Raw genomic sequence first — 23,271 nt, forward strand, 5'->3', positions numbered from 1 at the left:
GCCCTCATCCTCACAATAAAAAACACCCGCCGATAGGCGGGTGTTTTTGGCACGAAATCACAGGATGCGATCAGTGTGCGGCGACCGCGTATCCCTTCAGGCGCTGCGCGAAGCTCTGCAATGTCTGTATGCCGCTTTCTTCGGCTTCGTGAATCCACTGCTGCAGCCCGTGCAAGGCCTGTTCGGCGCCACGCTGCTCCATCAATGCCGCGAGGCGATTGCGGAAGTCATAGACGGTGCTCAGCGTCGGGCGCTTGGCCAGCGCCGCCTGCAGATGATCGCGGCCTTCGTTGTCGAGCCAGCGCCCGCCATCCGCCAGTGCGCGGCGCAGGCGGCGCGGCACGGCCTTGAGGGTTTCACCGGCATGTTGCGCTTCTTCGCCGATGGTCGGGACGATCACACCGCGGTAAAAGTCGGTCATCGCCTGGAAACGGTGGGTCAGCACGGCTTTCAGCGTATCGGCATCGGGCAGCGGCACGTTGGGACGCACGTCCAACGACGGTGCCACGCGCAGCACCTTGGCCAGGCCGATCGCACGCAATCCGCAGATGGCCGCCCAGCCGATGTCGAACTCCCACTTGCGCAGGGCAAACTTGGCCGAGCTGGGGAACGCATGGTGGTTATTGTGCAGCTCTTCGCCGCCGATCCAGAACGCCCACGGGATCAGGTTGCGAGCCGTGTCAGCACTCTCGAAGTTGCGGTAACCCCACCAGTGGCCGATGCCGTTGACGAAACCGGCGGCCCAGAACGGGATCCAGATCATCTGAACGGCCCAGATGGCCGCACCAATGACACCAAACAACGCCAGATTGATCAGCAGCATCAGGGTCGGGCCCCAATACGGATGGGCGCCATAAACATGGTTCTCGACCCAGTCGTCCGGCGTGCCACGGCCATACTGCTCCATGTCGGCCTTGGACTCGCAGGCGTCGCGGTACAACGACACGCCATCCCAGAACACCTTCTTGATACCGTAGATCATCGGGCTGTGCGGATCGTCAACCGTCTCAACCTTGGCGTGGTGCTTGCGATGCACAGCCACCCACTCGCGGGTCACCATGCCGGTGCTGATCCAGCCCCAGAATCGGAAGAAATGCGCCAACGCCGGGTGAAAATCCACGCCACGGTGCGTCTGGCTGCGGTGCAGATACAGCGTCACCGTGAAAATGGTGATCTGGGTCGCGACCAGCAGATAAATCAGCATCGAGCCCCAGCTTGCGCTGGTGACACCGTTGTTGAGGAAATTGAGCACCGCGTCGAGCATAAAGAGACACCGAAGGTAGTGAGTCAGTTGAGTCTAGTTGGCGACTTCCGTACCCGCCAGCATGGTCACGACCATAATAGTAGCAGCTGGTCAAGCGGGAGCATGTGAAATTGGCAAGTCCCCCGCGCACCTGTATTCCCGGAGTTGTTTAACAATGGTGTCGCGATGACAATCAGGCAATGACAGCCCATACCGCGCCCTCAGCTACCGTTCTGAAACTGGAAAACATCACCCGCCGACGCGCCGGTCGCCGCGCCATCGAGGGCCTGAGCCTTGGCCTGCAACGTGGCCAGGTGCTGGGCCTGCTCGGCGTCAACGGCGCCGGTAAATCGACCACGTTGTCGATGATTGCCGGTGCGATGCGCCCGGATAGCGGCGGCATTCAGCTGAACGGCGAGGATTTTCTGGAATACCCCGAACTGGCACGCCGGCTGATTGGCTGGCTGCCGGAGCGTGCTCCGCTATGGGCCGAACTTACCGTCAGCGAACACCTGGATGCCCACGGCCGCCTGCGTGGATTGAAGGGCGCCGGGCTACGCGAGGCACGCAGCACGATCATCGAACGACTGGAGCTGCAGCCGCTGGCCCAACGTCTGGCTGGCGTGCTGTCCCAAGGCCAGCGCCAGCGTCTGGGCCTGGCCTGCGCCCTGCTGCACCGGCCGGCGCTGCTGGTTCTGGACGAACCGGCCAACGCACTCGACCCCGTGCAGGTGGCCGCATTGCGAGCAGTGATCCGCGAACAGGCAGCCAGCGGTACGGCGGTGATCCTCTCGACGCATCTTCTGACGGAAGTCACCGCCGTTTGCGATCGCGTGGTCATCCTGCATGAGGGTACGCTGCGCCACGATGGCTTGGTGTATGGCGACGATCACGCCGCCCTGGAACGAACCTTCTTCGACATTGCGATGCACGGCAACGCCAGCACGGCACGTGCCGCATGAGCCAAACCGTGATGAACACTTTTGCCGTGGCGCGGCTGGAATGGCGTCGCCTGATCGTACGCCCACTGGCCTGGGCGCTGGCAGCCATGACGCTGGCATGGCTGGCGTGGAACTTCACCCTGCTGATGGGCGCCTTCCTCGCCTCGCAGATTCAACGCGCGGCGCTGCCGGATGGCCCCGGCTTTACGGATTTAGTTGGTGTACCAGTACTTGGACAGCTAGCCCAGCTGGCGTTTCTGGTAGTACCACTGCTGACCATGTCGGTGATCGCTGGCGAGCGTCGCAACGGCACGCTGCCATTACTGTTCGCGGCAGGTGTGCCGGCCTCGCGCATTGTGCTGGGAAAATACCTGGCGATACTGGGCTGGCTACTGCTGTGGCTGCTGCTTACCCTGGCGATGCCGCTGGTACTCACACCGCTCATCCGTCTTGACTGGGGCAAGCTGGCCGCCGCCACGCTGGGCCTTGCATTGATGCTCTCCGCCCTGGCTGCGCTTGGCGTTGCATGCTCGACCTTCGCCTCGCATCCCGCGATCGCGGCCGCCGTGGCCTTGGTCATTACGTTGGCACTGTGGAGTGTGAACCTTGGCGCGCAGATGGCCGGCGTCAACGGTGGTGCGATCAATTGGCTGGCGATGAGTACGCACCTGCAACCGCTGCTGCGCGGACTGGTTTCGACGACCGACGTGGTGTGGTTCGTGCTGCTGATTGCTCTGTCGCTTAGCCTGGCAACGCGGCGACTGTCGTCCGAAAAGGAGCGCGGCTGATGCGCACTTTTTTCAGACGTCTGGACGGCTGGCTGTTTGCGCTGGTGCTGCTGCTTGTGGTCGGGGCCATCGGCTATCTGAGCACCCGTTATTTTCATGAGGCGGACTGGACCGCCAACGGCCGTAGCAGTTTGTCCGCCGAAAGCCGCGCCGTGCTGGCCACACTCGATGGTCCGGTGGAAATCGTCAGCTATGCCAATCCGCAGGGCGATCTGCGTCAGACCGTGGCCGGCTACCTGCAGCGCTATCAGCAGGTGAAACCCGATCTAACGCTGCGCTTTGTCGACCCGCAGCTGGACCCGGCCAAGATGCGCGAGCTGGGCATCACTGTCGATGGCGCGCTGATCATCCACTATCGCGACCGTGAGCAGCGGCTGGACGAATTATCCGAACGCAGCCTCACCAACGCACTGGAACGCCTCGTCCGCGGCAACGATCGCATCGTGGCCTTCGTCACCGGTGATGACGAGCGGCGCGCGGATGGCAAGGCCAACGCGGACCTCGGCACCTTTATGGCGCAACTGGAAGGACGCGGCATGCGCGCGGTACCGCTGAATTTCTCCCAGGTCGCTGCGGTACCGGAACATACCGATCTCGTGGTGCTGGCCAGTCCCACGCTGGCGCTGCCGCCGGGCGCTGTGCAGGCGCTGGTCACCTATGTGCAGAACGGCGGCAACCTGCTGTGGCTGACCGAACCGGGCAATGATGATCTCGGCCTCAAGCCACTAGCCGCCACGCTCAGCGTGCGCGTTTTGCCCGGTGTACTGGTTGATGGCTCAGGCGCCGCGCTGGGTCTGAAAGACCCTCGCATGATCGCGCTGGGCGACTACGTGCCCAACGCGATCACCCGCGGCTTTACCCTGACGACGCTGTTTCCGCAGGTCTCGGCGCTGGCGCAAGTCGCACAGGGCGATTGGGCCGTGCACGCATTTCTGCGTTCGAGCATCCAGAGCTGGACCGAATTCAAACCGATCGACAACAGCAAACCCTCCGATATCCGTTTCGACGCCGCCGCGGGCGAGCTCAAAGGCCCGCTCGATTTCGGCTTTGCGCTGAGCCGTCTTTCACCCAGCCCGGACAAGAGCGAGCAGCGCGTGGTGGTGATTGGCGACGGCGATTTTCTCTCCAACAGCTTTCTCGGCAATGGCGGCAACCGTGCACTGGGCGAGCGCATTTTCGACTGGTTGCTCGGTGACGACAAACTGGTTGACCTGCCGCCACGCGGGGCACCCGACCGTATCATGCAGATCTCGCAGGGTGAGTTGAGTGCGGTGAGCGTCGGCTTTCTTATTGTCCTGCCGCTGCTGCTGCTGCTGATCGGCGGACTGATCGTCTGGCGCCGGCGGCGGCGCTGAGACATGCGCCGTTCCGTTCGCCAGCGCGTCCTGCCGTTACTTGTCGCTGCCACCGTTCTGGCGTTTGCCGCGTGGCAATGGCGGCAGGAAAACCGGGAAGCCCCCGGTTCACTGCTGTCGCTGGAGCCTTCTACCATCTCGCATGTCGAGTTGCGCATCGGTAAAGCACCGATCGAGCACTACGCCAAACGCGACGGTCACTGGTATCGCATCGATGGCGTCACGGTTCGCACCGATGACGGGCGCCTGGACGAACTTACGGAAACGGCCGCAGCCCCGGTGCTGCGCTGGCGTGCGGCCAGCGATTTCGATCCAGCCCGCATCGGCCTGACGCCGCCCACCGCCACGCTGACCCTCGACGGCCACGTGCTCGACTTCGGCGAAATTTCGGTCACTGGCCCGCAGTGCTATGTGCGCGTTGACGGGCGGGTGGCACTAGTATCGATCCGCTATACGCCAAGAGCTCCGCGCGCAGAGGCAACCAAGCTACCTTAGCTTCACCTTGCGCAGCGCAGTCTCCGCCCCATCTTTCATGCATCGACAGCAGGAGTCCGACCCATGGCCACGCAAGTCAAACGCAAGCCGGCAGCGAGCAAAAAAGTCACTACCAAACCGGCAAAGAAAGTCGTCGCTCCAAAAAGACCAGCCAAGAAAGTCATCGCCAGGAAAAGCGCCACCAAGAAAAGCGCGGCGACGAACGGCAAGGGCGTGATTGGTGTAGTCGGCATGGCCGTGATGGGCCGCAACCTGGCGCTGAACATCGAAAGCCGTGGCCATGTGGTGTCGATCTTCAACCGCAGCCGTGAGAAGACCGATGAGGTCATTAAGGACAACCCCACCGCCAAGTTCGTACCCAGCTATACCATCGAAAAGTTTGTCGCCTCGCTGGAAAAGCCGCGACGTATCCTGCTGATGGTGCAAGCGGGCGCCGGTACCGATGCAGTGATCGCGGAACTCAAGCCGCTGCTGAGCAAGGGCGATGTGCTGATCGATGGCGGCAACACCAATTTCAAGGACACCATCCGGCGCAACCAGGAGCTGGCCAAGGCTGGCCTGCACTTCATCGGCACCGGCGTATCCGGTGGCGAGGAAGGTGCCCTGCATGGTCCGTCGATCATGCCCGGTGGCCCGCGCGATGCGTATGACCTGGTCGAACCGATCCTTACGGAGATCGCCGCGAAGGCGCCTGACGGCGAACCTTGCGTGGCCTATATGGGTGATGACGGTGCCGGTCACTACGTCAAGATGGTGCACAACGGTATCGAATACGGCGACATGCAGCTGATCGCCGAAAGCTACTCGGTACTCAAGCATGTTCTTGGCCTCACCAACAAGGAACTGACCAAGGTCTACCGCAAATGGAACGAAGGCGAACTCGACAGCTACCTGATCGAGATCACCACCACCATTTTCCAGAAAAAGGACGAGGAAACCGGCAAGGATCTGGTCGACGTGATTCTCGACCGCGCCGCGCAGAAGGGCACAGGCAAATGGACCAGTCAGAGTGCGCTCGATCTCGGTGTGCCGCTACCCCTCATCACTGAGGCAGTTTTCGCGCGTGTGCTGTCCTCGCTGAAAGACGAGCGTGTCGCCGCCAGCCACTATCTGCACGGACCGAAGATCAAGGCGTTCAAGGGCGATCGCAAGGCGTTCATCGAATCGGTGCGCCGCGCTTTGTACCTGAGCAAGATCGTCTCGTACGCGCAGGGCTTCGCGCAGCTGCGCGCTGCTGCCGAGGAGTACCAGTGGAAGCTGGACTACGGCACCATCGCCAAGATCTGGCGCGGCGGCTGCATCATTCGCGCACGTTTTCTGCAGGACATCACCGATGCCTACAAGCACGACGACAAGCTGGCCAACCTGCTGCTGGCACCGACCTTTGGCAAGGTCGCGCAGAAGTACCAGGAGGCGCTGCGCGAGGTGGTGGCCACGGCGGTGCGCCTCGGCGTGCCGGTACCCGGTTTCAGCTCCGCGATCGCCTATTACGATGGCTACCGTTCCGAACGTCTGCCGGCCAACCTGATCCAGGCGCAACGTGATCTGTTTGGTGCGCATACTTTCGAACGCATCGACAAGCTGGGCAGCTTCCACGCCAACTGGAACTGACGACACATGCCTGAACTGCCCGAAGTCGAAACCACCCGACGCGGTATCGAGCCGCATCTGGCCGGTCGACGCATCGCGACAGTGATCTTGCGCAGGGCCGACCTGCGCTGGCCAATTCCCCGGGAAGTCAGCGAGCTGCTTCCGGGGCAGGTGATCGATAGCGTCGAGCGTCGCGCCAAATATCTATTGATCCACACTGGGGTCGGCAGCGCGATGCTGCATCTGGGCATGTCGGGCATGCTGCGCGTGCTGCCTCCCGACGCGTTGATCGGCAAGCATGACCACGTCGACATCGTTCTCGAAAACACCAACGGGCAACGCGGCCGCGTGTTGCGCTTCACTGACCCGCGCCGCTTCGGCAGTTTGCTGTGGCAACCGTTCGGCGAAGTGCATCCATTGTTGGCTGCGCTCGGCCCCGAGCCACTAACCGATGCCTTCGCCGGGGACACGCTCTGGCACGCATCGCGCCGGCGCAGTGCCGCGGTGAAATTATTCCTGATGGATAACGCGAACGTCGTCGGCGTAGGCAACATCTACGCCAGCGAGGCACTCTTCGCCGCTGGCATCGATCCGCGACGCGCTGCTGGCAGCGTGTCGCGTGTGCGCTACGCGAAGCTCGCCGCGGAAGTAAAACGCATTCTGGCCTGGGCGATCGAACGCGGCGGTACCACCTTGCGCGACTTCCTCAACCCCGATGGTGCGCCGGGTTATTTTTTTCGCGAGCTCAATGTTTACGGGCGTGCGGGTGAACCTTGCAAAGTCTGCAGCACCCCGATCAAACAGGTGGTGCTGGGGCAACGGTCGACGTTCTGGTGCCCGAACTGTCAGAAGTGACGACGGCCAAGTGCGAGCTGCGTAGGTTGGCGGTGAGCGCAAGCGAACCCAGCAGCCGTCGCACACCCAGTTGGGGTTCGCATACGCTCACCGCCAACCTACGGCGCGGTGGGTGCGGATTGCTGGATCAATAGCTCTACGCTGCCACTACGCAGGCCAATGAAACTCGACAAACGTATTGTTGAAGTCCTCATCGTCCAGCCCACCGCCTAGATGCGCAACGATGCCGGCCCCCAGGCCGTCGATTTCCACCGGCTGGCCGTCGACGAAATGTGCGCCCAGTGCTTCGAGTTCCACCAGCCTTTCGCACAGGATGCCGGCGCGATCGCTGAGTGCATCGGGCACGCCGCGGATGCTGATATCGGGGCGGCCGAACTTGCGCATGCCGCGGGTGTGGATCCATGAATGATCCGGTTCCTGCTCGCTATCGCGCATGATCAAAATATGGTTGCGGATAGGCGCACCGTCGCGGACCAGGAAGCGGTGCCGCCATGCATCGGCGTCAAGCAGGCTCAGGGTTTGCGGATCGAGAATCGCCACACCACCGATGTCGAGCATGCCGGCCAGCACACCAAGCGTGTCGCGCAGGTAGCCGGTTGCCTCGCTGTCCTTGAGCGTGCCGCGCACGACGATGACCTCAGGCGCGTCCACCGCGATCTTGTAGGCTTCGGGCGCGTCGTCCTTGAACATGCGGCCCATACCGCCTTTCAGCGGATAGCCCTCCCACTGACGCAGGCTGGCATGGTTGTGGTTCACCGCCTCGATGCCGGGCGGCAGACCGGAGCTGCCGTAATCTGCCGAGGGCACACGCACCGCCTCGAACTTGCCGAACACGTAGAACTGCAGAAGGATCTCCTCGTCGCTGGCTTGCCAGTGCGGGCGCTGCCAGGCGGGGATGATGATCGGTTGGCTCATGCGGGTTTCCTGGTCATGTTTCGGAATACGACTTCACGTGTCGTGATCACACTATTTGTTCAACGGCAGCACCGTTTGCTGCAATTCGATACGACCGTTGCCCTCGCTGATTTTCTTGAATTCGGCGCGGCTGACCGAGACATAGCGTTCGTTGCCGCCGATCTCAACCTGTGGGCCGTCTTTCACTGCGCGACCGTGGTCGTCCACGCGCACCACCATGGTCGCCTTCCGGCCGGTATGGCAGATCGTCTTGATCTCTTCGAGATTGTCCGCCCAGGCCAGCAGGTACTGGCTGCCCTCGAACAGTTCGCCGCGGAAGTCGGTACGCAGGCCAAACGCCAGTACCGGAATATTCAGCCGGTCCACCACGTCGCTGATCTGCCACACCTGTGTGCGGGTGAGGAACTGCGCCTCATCGACGAACACACAGTGCAACGCGCCGTTGGCGGCGACATCCGCCTCGACCAGCGCGAACAGGTTTTCTTCGCCGCCGAAACGACGCGCCTGCGCCTTCAGGCCGATGCGCGAGGCGACCACGCCCTCGCCATAACGGTTGTCCAATGCGGGCGTGAGAATCAGCGTGCGCATGCCGCGCTCGTGATAGTTGTACGCGCTCTGCAGCAACGTGGTGGTCTTGCCGGCATTCATTGCCGAATAGTAGAAATAGAGCTTGGCCATGATCGATCCCGCGGCGGATCGGCCATGGTAGCCGGTCATCAAGCCGGGGGCGATTTGCTGGGAAGAGTGCACGACGTGCCACCGGCGGACGCGGGCGGCTCTGTTACCATTAAATGCCAGTAAACCCGTGTGTCATTCCATGCTCAATCCGCAACAACTGGCTGCCGTTGAACACTGCGACAGCCCTCTGCTGGTGCTGGCCGGCGCCGGTTCCGGCAAGACTTCGGTGATCACCCAGAAGATTGCCTGGCTGATTGCGCGCAAGAAGCTCAGTGCCTCGAAAATCGCCGCAATCACCTTCACCAACAAGGCTGCCCGCGAGATGCGCGAGCGCGTCGGCCAGCTGGTCAGCACCGAGGATGCGCAGGCGCTCACCGTCTGCACTTTCCATGCGCTGGGTTTGAAGTTTCTGCAGATTGAGCACGCGCGCGCCGGCCTGCGCCGCGGCTTTTCGGTGCTCGACGCGGACGACAGTGGCGCCATCGTCAAGGAGCTGGCGCCCAAGGGTGCCAAAAACGATGTGCTTTTCGGCATCCGCAATCTGCTGGGGCGCGCCAAGAACGGCGGCCTATCGCCCGAGGAAGCGCTAGCCGCAGCCCGCAGCCCGCGCGAGCTGGAGGCTGCGACTATTTACGACATGTACCAGCAGCGCCTGGCTGCCTTCAATGCGGTGGATTTCGACGATTTGATCCGGCTGCCGTTGCGCATTCTCGAAGCCGATGCCGAATGCCGCGACGTATGGCGCGAACGCCTACGTTATCTGCTGGTGGACGAATACCAGGACACCAACGACGCGCAGTACCGCCTGCTGAAAGCGCTCACCGGCGAGCGCGGCGGTATCACCTGTGTGGGCGACGACGACCAGTCCATCTATGCCTGGCGTGGCGCCAATCCCGAGAACATCGACCAACTCGGCCGCGACTGGCCGAACCTGCGCGTGATCAAACTGGAGCAGAACTACCGCTGCGGCAAGCGCATCCTGCGCGCGGCCAACCAACTGATCGCCAATAACCCGCATCTGCACGAAAAGAAGCTGTGGAGCGAGCATCCGGAAGGCCCGCCGATTCGCGTGCTCGAATGCAAGGAAGCCGAACACGAGGCCGAACGTGTCGCTGCGATCGCCACTACGCTCGCAGAGAAGCACAAAGCGCGCTGGCACGACATTGCCATTCTCTATCGCGGCAACTTCCAGGCGCGTCCGCTGGAAAAGGCCTTTCGGTTGGCACGCATTCCGTATCACCTCACCGGCGCGCTGAGTTTTCTCGACCGTGCCGAAGTGAAGGATCTGCTGTGCTACCTGCGCCTGCTGACCAACCCCAGCGATGACGCGGCATTCCTGCGCGTGGTCAACGTGCCCAAGCGCGAGATCGGCTCGACCACGCTGGAGAAGCTTGGCCAGCTCGCGCAAAGTCGCCAGACCTCCCTACTGGATGCCACCCGCAGCGACAGCGTGTTGCGCCAGCTCACGCCCCGCCCCGCGGCCGCGCTGGCCTCGTTCGCCAATCTGCTCGACGAACTGCGCAGCGCCTCGTTGCATCAGAACGCCGCCGATCTGGTCGAGCTGATCCTGGCGCGCACCGGCTATGCCGCGCAGATCGCCGCCAGCACACCCGACGCCAGCCTGCGCGAGCGCCGGCTTGGCAACCTGAAGGAGCTTTCCGACTGGTTCCGCGCAATGCAGAAAGGCAACAGTGCGGGCGATCTCGCCGCACAACTTGCCCTGCTCAGTCACGCTGATCGCGACGAGCCCGGCAATGCGGTGCGCATGATGACCCTGCATTCGGCCAAGGGCCTGGAGTTCCGCTTCGTCTTCATCATCGGCTGCGAAGACGGAACCCTGCCGCACGAAGGCGCCATCGACGAAGGCCGCATCGACGAGGAGCGGCGCCTGATGTACGTCGGCATCACCCGCGCCAAGGAGCTGCTCACCCTGTCGTGGTCGGCCAAGACCAAACGCTACGGCGACGTCCACAGCAACCAGCCCAGCCGCTTCCTGCAGGAGCTGCCGCAGGCCGACCTGCACTGGCAAGGCAAGGACCCCGAAGCTGACAAGGAAGTCACCCGCGAAACCGCGCAGTCGCACATGGCACGTATTGCGGCCTTGCTGGCAGCGAATTGATCGAGCCTAAAGAAAACCCCCGCTTTCGCGGGGGTTTTTTGCTACTGATGCTTGCCGAACTCAGTGAACTCAGCTAAATCACCCGGGTTTGGCGAACTTGTACGTCGCCTCCAGATACATCTGGCGCCCATAAACATCATAATTCGTACTGTTATAGGGACCAACTATATAACCAGGGTAGCTGTTATCAACCGGCGGCATCTTGTTGAATAAATTGTTCACCAGAAATGACAACGTCAAATTCTTCGTGGGACTGTATTGCACGCTGGCATTGTATGTGATCCAAGCCGACACGTAACCCGTATCTGGCGCCGTGTAATTATTGAGAACGGTCGCCAGGTAGTTGGGGGAACGGCCATCACGGTTGGCATAGAGCGTGGTGGCCCAATCGCCCTTGCTCCAGGTCACCGAGGCATTGACCTTGCTCTTGAAGTCCGTGCTGTACAGCGGGCTAGTCAAGTAGTTGATGAACGGATCGCCCGCAAGCGGCTGCTGGTCATGTTTCAATTCATCGCTGTAACTACCCGCGAACGACAAGCTTCCGTAGAGGCCGATATCCACCCCATAATTCAGATTGGCTGTGATGGCATTAACCTGCTCCCGCGCTATGTTCTGCTTCGGCGTATAGATATCCTGAATAGCGCCGAATTGATTGCGCGTAATCGCATTGATCGCATTCACGCAACTCGGCGTGGTGGGATCGAGAATTCCCTGCAGGCAGAGGGAATTTTCCTGCGAAATCGTGTCCGCAGGCAACGTCCCCACTTCGTTTTTAATATCGAAATGCAGATAATCGACGGACAACGAAAATTTGGGTATCGGTGCCCACACCACGCCGTAATTCCAGTTTTTCGCGGTAATCGGCTTCAGATTGACATTGCCCTGCGTGCTATTGAAGTAGCCTGCTTGCGAATAAACGGCCGGACAGCCGCCCAAATTTGACCCCGTGTACCCAAGCTTGGCGCAGGTGTAGTAATCGGTAACCGTGCTGTAGTAGCCGCTCGACCCTGAATACTCGTCGGCAAGGGTGGGCATCTTGAATGCCGTGCCATATTTGCCCCTGAGCAACAGGCTGTCGAACGGGCGATATTCCAGCGAAATCGTGTAGGTGTTGTGATTGATCCGGTTGCCGGATACGTCGTAGCTGTCCCGACGTCCGGATACATCGAGGGTCAGCTGCTGCAGCAAAGGAAAGCTCAGCTCGCTCGTGCCTGCGTAGCGGGAGCGATGTCCCGCACCTTGGGACGCCGTATAGCCGTAGATTTGATCATTGAAATAGCCGGGGTCCGGCACATAGGCCCACCCTTGGTTGCCACCTTCGAGCACGACGGCGAGGCCGGCATCACCGCCTGGCAGGGTGAATAGCGAGGCATTGGTCACCTGCCCGCGTACCATGTTGTCCCAAGTCTTGCCCTGCGTGGAAAAATAACCGCTGAAGCTACGATAATCCGCTGGCGTAATCGGCGTATAGAAAGCGGCGTAGTTTGGCTCGTAGACGGGTACTCCTAATCCCTGCGGATCCGGCCCCAGGGTGGATGTCAAATCCGGACCCAGTACACGGTTGGTATAGAAACTATTGATGGCGTTCGTGTAAGCGTGGTAATCACGCTCGTTGGTTTGGTCGTTGGAATGGGTGAAGCCCAGATCGTAGTCCCAGTCAGACTGACCGAACGTACCTTTTCCTCCCAGGCTGAACATGTAGGAGTTTTCGATCTGCTTGCTCATGCTGTTTTGGTACCCGCCAACTTCTTCCGGCGAGAACAAATGCTGCAGATCCGTATACTGTGCCCTGGTGGGATCGTAAAACGTCAGGCCCGAATTCGCAGTCGACCAGATGTCATTTCCATCCGGCTGCCATTTCTGCTCCTGATAGTTGTACAGCAGGTCGCTGTACAACTGTACGTTGTCGTTGACGTCAAAGGTGGCATGCGTATACAGGTTGGCGGTCTTGCTTTCATTGGCCAGCGTGGTGTACGGCGACGTCCCGACATTTGAGCCGCAGTAATAGCCGCTATTGGGCCGGTACTTCAGCCCTGTCGTTCCGCCAAAACCGGCCGTCGTATTGGCGCAATTGTTCGGGTCCGCCAAGGCATAACCGTTCGTTCCAAGCGTGGGATCAGAATCCAGATAATCGCGCTCCGCGATAGGCCCGCCAGCCGCATTAGTATTGGCCTGAGCGGTCAGAGGTCGATCGTAGCCCCAGATGGGTTGCGTGCTCTCGAATTGCACGCCAGCAATCATGTTGAACTTGCCTGCATTGAAGCTATTTGCCAGATAGACCCGGCGTGCAGCGCCGCCGCCATTGCTGTTCCAGCCATAGCGCACGTCAAGCACTGGCGCATCAAGTTTTTTCTTGAGCACGATGTTAATGACGCCAGCAATAGCATCCGATCCGTACAACGAGGACTGTCCTCCAGGCAAGATATCGATGTGATCGACCATCTCGATGGGGATGCTGCTCAGGTTGTTGAAAACATCGCTGCCGTTATACAAGGCTGGGAAATTACCCATCGGCCGACCATCGATCAGGTATTTGACGAAACCTGGTGGCAGGCCAAACAGGCTCAATGTCTGAGCCCCTTGCGTAAAGCCACCTGAAAACTGGGCTCCTTGTACGCTGCCTACTGAGAGGGATGATTGCTGAAGCGCTTGCGCCACCGTGGTAAATCCGCGCGCTTGCATTTGCTCGGCGGTAATGGTCACCGTAGGCGTGGCTGTTTCGATCTGTGACTGCGGAATCAGTGAACCGGTGACCATGACCGCTTCTAGCTTCTTGGCCTTGGCTGCATCTGGTGCCTGATCCGTGCTTTGCTGGGGTGCATCGGGTGTGGTCGTCTGCGCGTACGCAGAGGCATAGCTCATCGTGAGCGCCGTCACGATGGCGACGGCGATCTTTGACTTAATCATTTTGGAACTCCCCTCAGAGTTAGCAACTTATTGAAACAGCGACTACTTATCTATCGAACGATTGCCCGTAATCGACATCCGAAGATGCAAAGTCAACACTGCCCTTGCCGACCATCGATTCACAATGCGTTAATTATTAACATGGCGCAGGAAAGTACCGCAACAAATTTTTACAAAACTTTTGCAGTCCCGTGATAAAAAATTTACAGAACTGACAACTTCCTCAGACCAGCCCCTTTGCCTCCAGTTCGCTCTTCAAGTAGGCGTAATAAATTGGCGCCGCGATGACGCCGGCCAGACCAAACGCTGCTTCCATCACCAGCATCGCGATCAACAGCTCCCATGCGCGAGCGTGGATTTGCGTGCCGACGATGCGAGCATTGAGGAAGTACTCGAGCTTGTGGATAACGATGAGAAACGCGAGCGCCACAATGCCGACGCCCAGTGATACCGAGAGGGCGGCAATGGTGATGGCGGTGTTGGACAGAAGATTACCTATCACCGGCAGCAAGCCGATCACAAAGGTCAGCACGACCAGCGTCTTGGCCAGCGGCACATGGACACCCAGGATCGGCAGCACGCCGAGCAGGAATATCGCCGTGCATATGGTGTTGATCAGCGAGATCTTGACCTGCGCGAACACGATGTTGTGGAACGCTTCGGCCAGTCGCTGACAGCGTAAACCCAGCGCCGCGGCCAGTGCCCCGACTTGATGCGCCGGACGCGTGCGGCTGAGCGCAATGATCGCCCCCAGCACCAGCCCGATAAGGATATGCACGAACGCCCGCGCCGCCCCCTTGCCGGCGACCTGCAGCGTCGCTGCATGCTTGCGTGCCAGATCGACCGCGCCCACGCGCAGGTCATCGACGCTGTCGGGCAGGTGATCCACGATCATCGCAGGCAGTTGCTGACGTGCTTTCTCGACCAGCGGCATCAGCTGCTGCTGCCACAGCAGCTCGGGATTGCCGATTTCGTTGCGGAATAGACTGATCGCACCAAGGATCAGCAGGATCAGCAGCCCCACCACGATCACGCCAAGCGCCGCCACCACGATGACGCGCGCCCGCGCACTGGAGATACGCCGGCCGAATAGCGGCGCCATGGAATTCACCAGTTCGTAGACCAGCAGACCAGCGAGCAGGGCCGACAGCATGTGCAACCCGAGAATCACTCCCAAGGCCGCTGCAGCGAGCAGATAGCTGGCGTAAACCATCGCGGGCGACGGTTCGCGCAAATCGGGCGACGGAGTGTCCATGCCATTCCAACTGAAGATGATGCGGGTCTTCAGTCTGTCAGCACACCGTCAAGCCTGCCAGCGTTGCCACGATGCTGTCGTAAACTTTAGCGTTAGCTGATCGCTACTGTTTCAAGGACCCGTCCATGGCATTTCGACTTATCACCACTGCACTCGCCGTCGCCCTGCTGAGCGGTTGTGCCAAGGCTCCAGAAAAGCCTGTGCCATTTGCAGCCGCTGCGCCAAATACCGCATCGCCTGCCGCCGTCGCCACTCCTGCCATTGCAGCTGATGACAACCTCAACGCCGTGGCCTGGAGTCAGACCGCGATCGAGCACGACCTGATCTATCTGCAGACATATCGCGATGCTGAAGCACGCCTGTTGCCGGCGATGCACGACGCCAAATGGGATGCGCTGAGCAAGACCGATCGCGTGCAGGCGTTCAAGAATTTGCCGCCTGCCGTGATCCTGGATATCGACGAGACCGTGCTGGACAACTCGCCATATCAGGCCCGCGTCATCAAGAGCGGCGGCGAGTTCAATGAAGCTGACTGGGCAGCATGGTGCAAGGAGACGCAGGCGCGCGCGCTGCCCGGTGCCGTCGAATTCACCCGGTTCGCGGCCAGTCATGGCATCGCCGTTATCTACATTTCCAACCGCGCCAAGGACCTGGATCAGGTCACCTTGCTCAACCTGCGCAAGGCAGGCCTTCCAGTCAGCGGGCCGCAGGCGTTTCTTGGACTGGGCACGATTGTCGAAAACTGCGAACAGGCAGGTAGCGAGAAAGGCTGCCGTCGCCAGTTGGTCAGCCGCCACTACCGCGTGTTGATGCAGTTCGGCGACCAGCTCGGCGATTTTCTCGATATTCCTGCCAACACGATGGCTGCGCGGCGGCAAATCGTCGAGCCCTATCTCCCGTGGATCGGCACGCGTTGGTTTGTATTGCCGAACCCTACCTACGGATCATGGGAGCCGGCGCTGTTCAACAACGACTACAGCAGTGCGCGCGAGCTGAGGCGCAAACAGAAGCTTGACGCGCTTCGTTATCAATAGAATTTATCTTTCAAAATCAACATATTACTCAACTAAAGAAAAGTGTTGCCTTAACTTTGGTGAGGGACTAATATTCTTCCGCCAACACCTGCTGACCTCACTGGATTTGCAGGCAAGGCCATTTCCTTCCGGCTCTGCCGGATTTCCCTGCGAGGCTTCGGTCCGCGGGGTTTTCTTTTTGCGGGGTCGCAAAATCCTTCGCACCGCTCTTGTCTACGCACTACGGCGACCTCTACCCTGATCAGCCTTGGCGCCGCCACTGCGCCTAACTACGCCCGCGAGAAACTTGACCATGCGTCTTCATTCCCTTCACTACGCCCTGCTCCCACTGCTTGCCGCACTGGTTCTGAGCGCCTGCCACGACAAGGATGACCCGTCGCAGCCGGGCGGCAGCACGCCAGAAGCCGCCGTGCAAAGCTCGGTCGAACTGCTCAAGGCCGGCGATTTCAACGCCTTGTGGAAGCACGCGCTGCCGCCGGCGGACTACGCCACCTTGCGCAGCGATTGGGCCAAGCACCAGCAGAGCCAGCCGCCAGTCACTGACCAGGATCGCGCCCGCTTCAATGACGCCATGCAACAGCTCACCGGGCCGGATGCGGAGAACAAGATCTATGCCGAACTGCAGCCCAAGCTGGCTGCGATGGAATCAAAGTACAAGGATCAGATACCCGTGCTGATCAGTGTGGGCGAAGCGCTGGCAAAAAATGCCGTGGTGCAAAGCAAGAGCCTCAGCCCTGAGCAGAAAACCCAGGCCAATGCCGCACTCGACGTGCTGGGGCCGTGGGCGCAGCAGGCGCCGTGGTTCAACCCGACCAAGGCGAAGCAGACGGTCAACATTGCCGTCACCACCGCACGCAAACTGGATCTGAAAAGCGCGGACCAGCTGCACGCGATGGATTTCGACACCACGATGAGCAAGTACTCGATCGGATATGTCGGCCTGAAGCAGCTGTTGGTGAACTATGGGCTGTCGGTGGATGACACACTGGACTCGGTCAAGGTGACACCGATCGACAGCAGCAACGGCCACGCGCGCGTGAAGATCGACTACACCCTGCTCGGCAAGCCGTTGTCGAGTGAATCGAAACTCATCCAGGTGGACAACCGCTGGTACAGCGAGGACATGGTCAACAATGTGCGCGAAGCACACAAACAGCTCAGCGAACCAGCCAGCGCCGCACCGATTCCGGCTTCAACCAGCTCGTCGGCAGCAGTCCCGGCGACCAGCGGCAGCAGCGCTCCGGCGCCTGTTGTAGCCCACATCAGCAGCGCGCCAACAAAAGACTAAACGGCGCACCCGTTAGAATAGGCGGATGCAAACTATGTCCAGCGCGGATCATCCCGCTCGCCAACGTGCCCCCTGGTGGTTCAACCTGGCCGGGCAGCTGCTGCAGCCGTGGGTGCGTATCCGCCGTGATCCGGCCGAGCCCGCGGCACTGCTGCAGACCGGCGCACCGGTCTGTTATGTGATCGAGCGCGACAGCCTGTCTGATGCGCTGATCCTGCAGCGCGCCTGTCTTGAGGCTGGCCTGCCCAGCCCGATGCAGACGCTGGCCGGTACACGTCGCAAGCGCTCGGTGTTTGCGCTGACACGTCGCGAAGGCTGGATCTTCGGACGCCGCCACAAGCGCAGCCCGAACGAACCGCTGCGGCAATTGCTGCACTCGCTCGAAGGTGTGCCCGACCGCGATATCCAGATCGTTCCAGTATCGATCTACGTCGGTCGCGCACCGACCCGCGACTCCGGCTGGTTCCGCGTGCTGTTCTCCGAAAACTGGGTCATGGTCGGCCGTTTTCACCGTCTTCTGGCCCTGCTGCTCAATGGGCGCGACACGGTGGTGCACTTCTCGGCGCCCGTCTCGTTGCGTAGCGCGATGGACGAAGCCGGCGAGATCGCGCCGGAGCGCCTGACCCGCAAAATCGCCCGTGTGCTGCGTACACATTTCCACCGCATCCGTGCGGCGGTGATCGGGCCGGATCTCTCGCATCGACGCACGGTGGTCGACTCGGTGCTCAACGCCGAGCCAGTCCGTGCCGCGATTGCAGCAGCGGCGGCCAAGGAAAAAACCACGCATGCCAAGGCGTGGCAAAAAGCGCAGAAAATGGTGATGGAAGTCGCCGCCGACTATTCGCATCCGGTGGTGCGCTCCGCCTCATTCTTGTTGGCCAACTTCTGGAACAAGCTGTACGACGGCATTTCAATGCACCACTTCGACAAGGCCCGTGCCGCCGCGCCAGGCTTCGAAGTGATCTACGTACCCAGCCATCGCAGCCACGCCGACTATCTGCTGATGTCGTATCAGCTGCATGTATCCGGCGTGGTCGTGCCGCATATCGCGGCCGGCGTGAACCTGGACCTGCCGGTCGTCGGGCCGATCCTGCGCCGCGGCGGTGCGTTCTTCATGCGTCGCAGCTTTACCGGCAACCCGCTTTACTCGGTCGTGTTCAAGGAATACATGGCGCAGCTGATCGATCGCGGCGTGCCGATCGAATACTTCATCGAAGGCGGCCGCTCGCGCACCGGACGCCTGCTGACACCGCACGCTGGCCTGCTCTCGATGACGGTACGCGCCTTCTTGCGCGCACCGCGCCGACCGGTGCTGTTTCAACCGGTCTATATCGGCTACGAGAAGCTGATGGAGGGCAAGTCCTACGCCGGCGAACTCAGCGGAAAGAAAAAAGAAAAGGAATCGCTGATCGGACTGATCCGCGGACTCAAGGTGCTGCGCCAGCGCTATGGCCACGTGGCATTGAACTTCGGCGAACCGATCGAACTGAACCCGATGCTCGATGCCGCCAGTGCCGACTGGCGCCAGACCACACTTGACCCGGATGCGAAGCCGGACTGGCTACGCAAAGTCGTGGACGGGCTGGCCGAAAAAATCCAGGTGAACGTCAACCGCGCGGCCGACATCAATCCAATCAACCTGCTGGCGCTCGCATTGCTGGCCACGCCCAAACACGCCATGGCCGAAAGCGACCTGCTGGAACAGCTGGCGCTGAGCAAGGCATTGATGGAAGAGTTGCCGTATTCCGATCGCGTCACACTGACGCCAATGAATCCCGCCGGCATCATTGCCTACGGTGAACAAATGGGCTGGATAGCACGCGTGCAGCATCCGCTCGGTGACGTGCTCACGGTCAGCGCCGAACAGGCGCCGATGCTCAGCTATTTCCGCAACAACGTGTTGCACCTCAACGCCGCTGCCGCCTGGGTCGCCTGCTGCTTTCTCAACAATCGGCGCATGTCGCGCGCATCGGTACTGCGACTGGGGCGGATCATCTACCCCTTCATCCAGGGCGAGCTGTTCCTGCCGTGGGACGACGATGGCTTTGGCACGCAGTTGCAGGACACCATCGATTTCTTCGTACGCCGTGGCCTGCTCGAATCGAGCGGCGATGGCCGTGTGCTGGAGCGCAGCGCCGGTCAGGATGACGGCGCATTTCAGCTGAAGGTGATTGCACGCAGCCTGATCCAGGCCTTCGAGCGCTACTACATCACCATTGCCGCGCTGACCAAGAATGGTCCGCACACGCTGACCAGTTCCGAGCTCGAAAGCGCCTGCACGCTCACCGCACAACGGCTGAGCCTGCTGCAGGAATTGTCTTCGCCGGAATTCTTCGACAAGGCGCTGTTCCGCGGCTTCATCCAGAAGCTGCGCGAGCGCCGCGTGGTGTGGACCGACGACGCCGGCAAGCTCGACTACGACGTCGCGCTCGAAGGCATGGTTCGCGACGCGCGGGTGATCCTGTCACGCGAAGTACGCCATTCGATTCTCAAGATCACGCCCGGCGGCAATGAGAAAGAGGGTGCCAGCGGCACACAGTTGGATGACGAGGAAGAAGCCACCGTGCCGGTCTCGCCAAGCCTGCTGGCCGGAGCCAACGATGATAGCGCCGTGCCTGCAGCCGAACCCGTATTAACCAAGGCCTCCGGCGCCGACCTGCACGATCGCCACGTCGCTACCGAACATCATAAACACGAACATCAGCACGCCGTATCGACACCGGCAACGGACGACAGCGCGCCGCACAACAACTAGTCGCTGCGGCAACTGTTCCCGGACGAGCCCAGGTGTCGAACACTCCGTGACGATGCGTGCGAGTCTGTCTAAGATGACGAACCCATCTCTTGGAAGTTCACCATGACAGTACGCTGTGCGCTTGTACTCGCCACACTTATGTTCTCGCTTCCGATCGGCAGCATGGCCACCGACCTGCCGGCCAATCACGACGTCAGCGTTCTGCATTGCGTGCGCCTGCTGGATAGTGGGGCCGGCAAGATGCTCGGTGAAACCACAGTGATCGTCGATGGCGGCCGCATCAAGGAGCTACATGCCGGCACGGTGGATATTCAGCCGTATCAGCAGGCCGCCATGAAAGCCGGCGGCAGCTTCCATTATCTCAACATGGTCAAAGCCACCTGCCTGCCAGGCCTGATCGATGCGCACACGCATCTCACTGACGAGACCAGCCCCACCGCATATACCGACCAATTTCGTTTGAACATCGCCGACTACGCGATACGCTCCACCGTCTACGCCAAACGCACGTTGCTGGCCGGCTTCACAAGCGTGCGCAACGTGGGCGACAACCAGAACGATTCAATCGCCCTGCGCAACGCCATCAACGCCGGCATCGTGCCGGGACCGCGCATGTTTACCGCCGGCGTACCCATCGGCAGCACAGGTGGCCATGCCGATCCCACCGACGGCTACCGGCGGGATCTGGCCCGCGACGGCGGTCCCAGCGACGGCATCATCAACAGCCCCGAAGATGCCCTGAAGGCCGTGCGCCAGCACTACAAGGATGGTGTGGATCTGATCAAGATCATGCCCTCCGGTGGCGTACTCGACGAAAGCGCCAGCGCCGATAATTCGCAGATGACGCTGGAAGAAATCAAGGCCGTGGTCGCTGCTGCGCACGACTACGGCTTCACCGTGGCCGCCCATGCGCACGGTGCCGAGGCCATTCGTCGCGCGGTGCTGGGCGGCGTCGATTCGATCGAGCACGGCACGTTCATGAACGCCGAGGACATGCGGCTGATGAAGGAACATGGCACCTGGTACGTACCCACCATCATCGCCGGCAAATACGTGCAAGAAATGGCCGCCATACCCGGCTACTACCCGCCACAGGTCGCCGCCAAGGCCATGCAGGTCGGCCCGATCATCCAGGCCACCGCCGGTCGCGCGTACAAGGCCGGTGTCAAGATAGCCTTCGGCACCGATGCCGCGGTCTATCCGCATGGCCAGAACGCGAAGGAGTTCAAGTACATGGTCGACGCCGGCATGCCGCCGATGTTCGTGTTGCAGGCCGCCACCACCCATGCCGCCGAACTGCTGCACAAGCAAGACCAGCTCGGGCAAATTGCCGTCGGCCGCGGTGCCGACATCATCGCCGTACCGGGCAATCCGCTCGATGACATCACCACCATGCAGCACGTCAGCTTTGTAATGAAGGATGGTGTGATCTACAAGCAGGATGGCAAGCCGGTCGAGTTATGAATAGGGAATACCTTGCCGCCACAGGCAGTTTGGCGGTCAGCCACAGGCGAACACCGACATCGCACGGACATGATCTACTCGTTCGCTCCGACGCGACCTTGCGGCAACAAGTCCCGCCACGCCCCATTCCTGTAGCATTGTCGGCATGAACGAGCAGCCCAAACCCAGCAACGACTCGACCACCCATTTCGGTTTCCGCGACGTGCCGATCGGCGACAAGCAGAAACTGGTCGGTGAAGTGTTCACCTCCGTCGCGCGTAGCTACGACCTGATGAACGATCTGATGTCGTTCGGCATCCATCGGTTGTGGAAACGCCACTTCGTCGCCATCAGCGGCGTGCGTCGCGGCGACCGTGTGCTCGATCTGGCCGGCGGCACCGGCGACATCGCTGCGCTGCTCAAACCGGTGATCGGCGAGACGGGTGAAGTCGTCGTCGGCGACATCAACGCCGCCATGCTCGGTGTCGGCCGCGACCGCATGACCGATCGCGGCCTGGTCAGCGGCCTGCGCTGGGCCCAGCTCAACGCCGAAGTGCTGCCATTCCCCGACAACTCCTTCGACGCCGTGACCATGGCCTTCGGCTTGCGCAACGTCACCGACAAGGACAAGGCGCTGGCGGATATCTTCCGCGTACTCAAGCCGGGCGGTCGCTTGTTGGTGCTGGAATTTTCCAAGGTGCAGAGCGAACTGTTCGGCAAGCTCTATGACTTCCATTCGTTCAAGGTATTGCCCAAGCTCGGCCAGCTGTTTGCCGGCGATGCCAACAGCTACCAGTACCTCGCCGAATCGATCCGCAAACATCCCGACCAGCAGACTCTGAAAGGCATGATGGAGCGCGCCGGCTATGGCCGCGTGGAAGTACGCAACCTCAGTGGCGGCATCGTGGCGATCCATCGGGCTTACAAGCTCTGAATCCGCACACATGGCTAACCGCCACCGAGCTTTAGCCGCAATTGCCGCACTGCTCGGTTGGTTCGCACTGGTCCTGCAACTGAGCCTGACGATTCAATTAACGCTTGCCAGAAGTGGCAGCGTGGCGTCCGCGCTGTGGCTCTGGATCGGCTACTTCACGATCACCACCAATCTTCTGGTCGCGATGGCCCTGAGCGCGTGGGCGATTGGGCCGCTCGGCCCAATCAATCGATTCTTTGGACGTCCAGACGTCCAGTCGATGGTGGCGATGAGCATCGTCATCGTCAGCCTGGTCTACAACCTGCTGCTACGGGGGCTGTGGCAACCGCAGGGATGGCAATGGCTGGCCGACGTGACCCTGCACGATGTGATGCCGCTGCTGTTTGTTGTGCACTGGTGGCTGGCAGTGCCGAAAGCATCGCTGCATTGGTGGCAGATCGGTTTCTGGCAGATTTATCCCGCGGCGTATTTTGTCTACGTGCTGATCCGCGGTGAGGCGAACGGCTGGTATCCGTATCCCTTCATTGACGTGGCAACGCTGGGTTACCCGCGCGTACTGGTCAACGCATTGGCTGTGATGCTGGCCTTTGTCGTGGTGGCTGCACTGCTGATGGCGCTGGGCCGCTGGCAGGCGCGTCGATCTTCCTGATACCCGGTCACGCAGAATCCCCTACGA

Annotated in this window: 18 protein-coding genes; 13 read left to right on the plus strand and 5 right to left on the minus strand. The window is 60.9% G+C overall.

Translation table 11 applies throughout. From position 1 onward, the window contains the following. Positions 1–70: 70 nt before the first annotated feature. Positions 71–1,264 (minus strand): fatty acid desaturase, encoded by a 1,194-nt coding sequence (locus HDE80_RS18730; protein ID WP_184600345.1) that lies wholly within the window; start codon positions 1,262–1,264, stop codon positions 71–73. 179 nt (positions 1,265–1,443) lie between these two features. Between HDE80_RS18730 and HDE80_RS18735 the strand changes: the two genes are divergently transcribed. The 6 genes from HDE80_RS18735 (at position 1,444) to mutM (ending at position 7,267) form a co-directional block, all read left to right on the plus strand. Then, positions 1,444–2,205 (plus strand): ABC transporter ATP-binding protein, encoded by a 762-nt coding sequence (locus tag HDE80_RS18735; protein ID WP_184673402.1) that lies wholly within the window; start codon positions 1,444–1,446, stop codon positions 2,203–2,205. Next, positions 2,202–2,972: an ABC transporter permease gene (locus HDE80_RS18740; RefSeq protein WP_255483953.1), complete on the plus strand. Its 771-nt coding sequence runs from the start codon at positions 2,202–2,204 to the stop codon at positions 2,970–2,972. Before HDE80_RS18735 ends, HDE80_RS18740 begins: the two co-directional genes overlap by 4 nt. Then, entirely contained in the window at positions 2,972–4,327 is a 1,356-nt protein-coding gene (locus tag HDE80_RS18745; protein WP_184673404.1) for a GldG family protein, read from the plus strand. The genes HDE80_RS18740 and HDE80_RS18745 overlap by 1 nt, the downstream gene beginning before the upstream one ends. Positions 4,328–4,330: 3 nt before the next feature. After that, positions 4,331–4,822, plus strand: coding sequence for a hypothetical protein (locus tag HDE80_RS18750; protein ID WP_184673406.1), 492 nt, complete (start codon positions 4,331–4,333; stop codon positions 4,820–4,822). A 63-nt stretch (positions 4,823–4,885) separates the two neighbouring features. Further along, positions 4,886–6,433 (plus strand): NADP-dependent phosphogluconate dehydrogenase, encoded by a 1,548-nt coding sequence (gene gndA, locus HDE80_RS18755; protein WP_184673408.1) that lies wholly within the window; start codon positions 4,886–4,888, stop codon positions 6,431–6,433. Positions 6,434–6,439: 6 nt separating this feature from the next. Next, the gene (gene mutM / locus HDE80_RS18760) at positions 6,440–7,267 is read left to right on the plus strand and encodes a bifunctional DNA-formamidopyrimidine glycosylase/DNA-(apurinic or apyrimidinic site) lyase (protein WP_184673410.1); all 828 of its coding nucleotides are present in this window, start codon (positions 6,440–6,442) and stop codon (positions 7,265–7,267) included. Between the two features lie 147 nt (positions 7,268–7,414). Here mutM and HDE80_RS18765 read toward each other — a convergent pair whose 3' ends face one another. Both HDE80_RS18765 and HDE80_RS18770 read right to left on the minus strand, forming a co-directional pair. Then, on the minus strand, positions 7,415–8,182 hold the full coding sequence (locus HDE80_RS18765) for a hypothetical protein (RefSeq protein WP_184673412.1): 768 nt from the start codon (positions 8,180–8,182) through the stop codon (positions 7,415–7,417). Positions 8,183–8,233: 51 nt separating this feature from the next. Beyond that, positions 8,234–8,860 (minus strand): thymidine kinase, encoded by a 627-nt coding sequence (locus HDE80_RS18770; RefSeq protein ID WP_184673414.1) that lies wholly within the window; start codon positions 8,858–8,860, stop codon positions 8,234–8,236. 139 nt (positions 8,861–8,999) lie between these two features. Here HDE80_RS18770 and HDE80_RS18775 point away from each other — a divergent pair, with 139 nt between their 5' ends. Beyond that, positions 9,000–10,979, plus strand: coding sequence for a UvrD-helicase domain-containing protein (locus HDE80_RS18775; RefSeq protein ID WP_184673416.1), 1,980 nt, complete (start codon positions 9,000–9,002; stop codon positions 10,977–10,979). Between the two features lie 78 nt (positions 10,980–11,057). On the opposite strand, the gene HDE80_RS18780 is transcribed toward HDE80_RS18775, so the two are convergent. Both HDE80_RS18780 and HDE80_RS18785 read right to left on the minus strand, forming a co-directional pair. Next, on the minus strand, positions 11,058–13,856 hold the full coding sequence (locus HDE80_RS18780; protein WP_345776479.1) for a TonB-dependent receptor: 2,799 nt from the start codon (positions 13,854–13,856) through the stop codon (positions 11,058–11,060). A 253-nt stretch (positions 13,857–14,109) separates the two neighbouring features. Further along, entirely contained in the window at positions 14,110–15,141 is a 1,032-nt protein-coding gene (locus HDE80_RS18785) for an AI-2E family transporter (protein WP_184673419.1), read from the minus strand. Positions 15,142–15,266: 125 nt separating this feature from the next. Between HDE80_RS18785 and HDE80_RS18790 the strand changes: the two genes are divergently transcribed. The 6 genes from HDE80_RS18790 (at position 15,267) to HDE80_RS18815 (ending at position 23,244) form a co-directional block, all read left to right on the plus strand. Next, positions 15,267–16,175, plus strand: coding sequence for an HAD family acid phosphatase (locus tag HDE80_RS18790; RefSeq protein ID WP_184673421.1), 909 nt, complete (start codon positions 15,267–15,269; stop codon positions 16,173–16,175). A gap of 292 nt (positions 16,176–16,467) precedes the next feature. Next, entirely contained in the window at positions 16,468–17,463 is a 996-nt protein-coding gene (locus tag HDE80_RS18795) for a hypothetical protein (protein WP_184673423.1), read from the plus strand. 25 nt (positions 17,464–17,488) lie between these two features. Next, positions 17,489–20,218, plus strand: a complete 2,730-nt coding sequence (gene plsB / locus HDE80_RS18800; protein ID WP_184673425.1) for a glycerol-3-phosphate 1-O-acyltransferase PlsB — start codon at positions 17,489–17,491, stop codon at positions 20,216–20,218. Between the two features lie 102 nt (positions 20,219–20,320). Continuing rightward, positions 20,321–21,682, plus strand: coding sequence for an amidohydrolase family protein (locus tag HDE80_RS18805; protein ID WP_184673427.1), 1,362 nt, complete (start codon positions 20,321–20,323; stop codon positions 21,680–21,682). A 145-nt stretch (positions 21,683–21,827) separates the two neighbouring features. Continuing rightward, entirely contained in the window at positions 21,828–22,595 is a 768-nt protein-coding gene (ubiE, locus tag HDE80_RS18810) for a bifunctional demethylmenaquinone methyltransferase/2-methoxy-6-polyprenyl-1,4-benzoquinol methylase UbiE (protein ID WP_184673429.1), read from the plus strand. A gap of 10 nt (positions 22,596–22,605) precedes the next feature. Continuing rightward, on the plus strand, positions 22,606–23,244 hold the full coding sequence (locus tag HDE80_RS18815) for a Pr6Pr family membrane protein (RefSeq protein WP_184673431.1): 639 nt from the start codon (positions 22,606–22,608) through the stop codon (positions 23,242–23,244). Positions 23,245–23,271: the final 27 nt, after the last annotated feature.

It is taken from the genome of Rhodanobacter sp. A1T4 (genome assembly GCF_014207185.1).
GTDB lineage: Bacteria > Pseudomonadota > Gammaproteobacteria > Xanthomonadales > Rhodanobacteraceae > Rhodanobacter.

Bases quoted from the DNA above. Each gene is read 5' to 3' on its own strand.
- HDE80_RS18730 (WP_184600345.1), bottom strand. From the start codon at position 1,264: ATGCTCGACGCGGTGCTCAATTTCCTCAACAACGGTGTCACCAGCGCA.
- HDE80_RS18735 (WP_184673402.1), top strand. From the start codon at position 1,444: ATGACAGCCCATACCGCGCCCTCAGCTACCGTTCTGAAACTGGAAAAC.
- HDE80_RS18740 (WP_255483953.1), top strand. From the start codon at position 2,202: ATGAGCCAAACCGTGATGAACACTTTTGCCGTGGCGCGGCTGGAATGG.
- HDE80_RS18745 (WP_184673404.1), top strand. From the start codon at position 2,972: ATGCGCACTTTTTTCAGACGTCTGGACGGCTGGCTGTTTGCGCTGGTG.
- HDE80_RS18750 (WP_184673406.1), top strand. From the start codon at position 4,331: ATGCGCCGTTCCGTTCGCCAGCGCGTCCTGCCGTTACTTGTCGCTGCC.
- gndA (WP_184673408.1), top strand. From the start codon at position 4,886: ATGGCCACGCAAGTCAAACGCAAGCCGGCAGCGAGCAAAAAAGTCACT.
- mutM (WP_184673410.1), top strand. From the start codon at position 6,440: ATGCCTGAACTGCCCGAAGTCGAAACCACCCGACGCGGTATCGAGCCG.
- HDE80_RS18765 (WP_184673412.1), bottom strand. From the start codon at position 8,182: ATGAGCCAACCGATCATCATCCCCGCCTGGCAGCGCCCGCACTGGCAA.
- HDE80_RS18770 (WP_184673414.1), bottom strand. From the start codon at position 8,860: ATGGCCAAGCTCTATTTCTACTATTCGGCAATGAATGCCGGCAAGACC.
- HDE80_RS18775 (WP_184673416.1), top strand. From the start codon at position 9,000: ATGCTCAATCCGCAACAACTGGCTGCCGTTGAACACTGCGACAGCCCT.
- HDE80_RS18785 (WP_184673419.1), bottom strand. From the start codon at position 15,141: ATGGACACTCCGTCGCCCGATTTGCGCGAACCGTCGCCCGCGATGGTT.
- HDE80_RS18790 (WP_184673421.1), top strand. From the start codon at position 15,267: ATGGCATTTCGACTTATCACCACTGCACTCGCCGTCGCCCTGCTGAGC.
- HDE80_RS18795 (WP_184673423.1), top strand. From the start codon at position 16,468: ATGCGTCTTCATTCCCTTCACTACGCCCTGCTCCCACTGCTTGCCGCA.
- plsB (WP_184673425.1), top strand. From the start codon at position 17,489: ATGCAAACTATGTCCAGCGCGGATCATCCCGCTCGCCAACGTGCCCCC.
- HDE80_RS18805 (WP_184673427.1), top strand. From the start codon at position 20,321: ATGACAGTACGCTGTGCGCTTGTACTCGCCACACTTATGTTCTCGCTT.
- ubiE (WP_184673429.1), top strand. From the start codon at position 21,828: ATGAACGAGCAGCCCAAACCCAGCAACGACTCGACCACCCATTTCGGT.
- HDE80_RS18815 (WP_184673431.1), top strand. From the start codon at position 22,606: ATGGCTAACCGCCACCGAGCTTTAGCCGCAATTGCCGCACTGCTCGGT.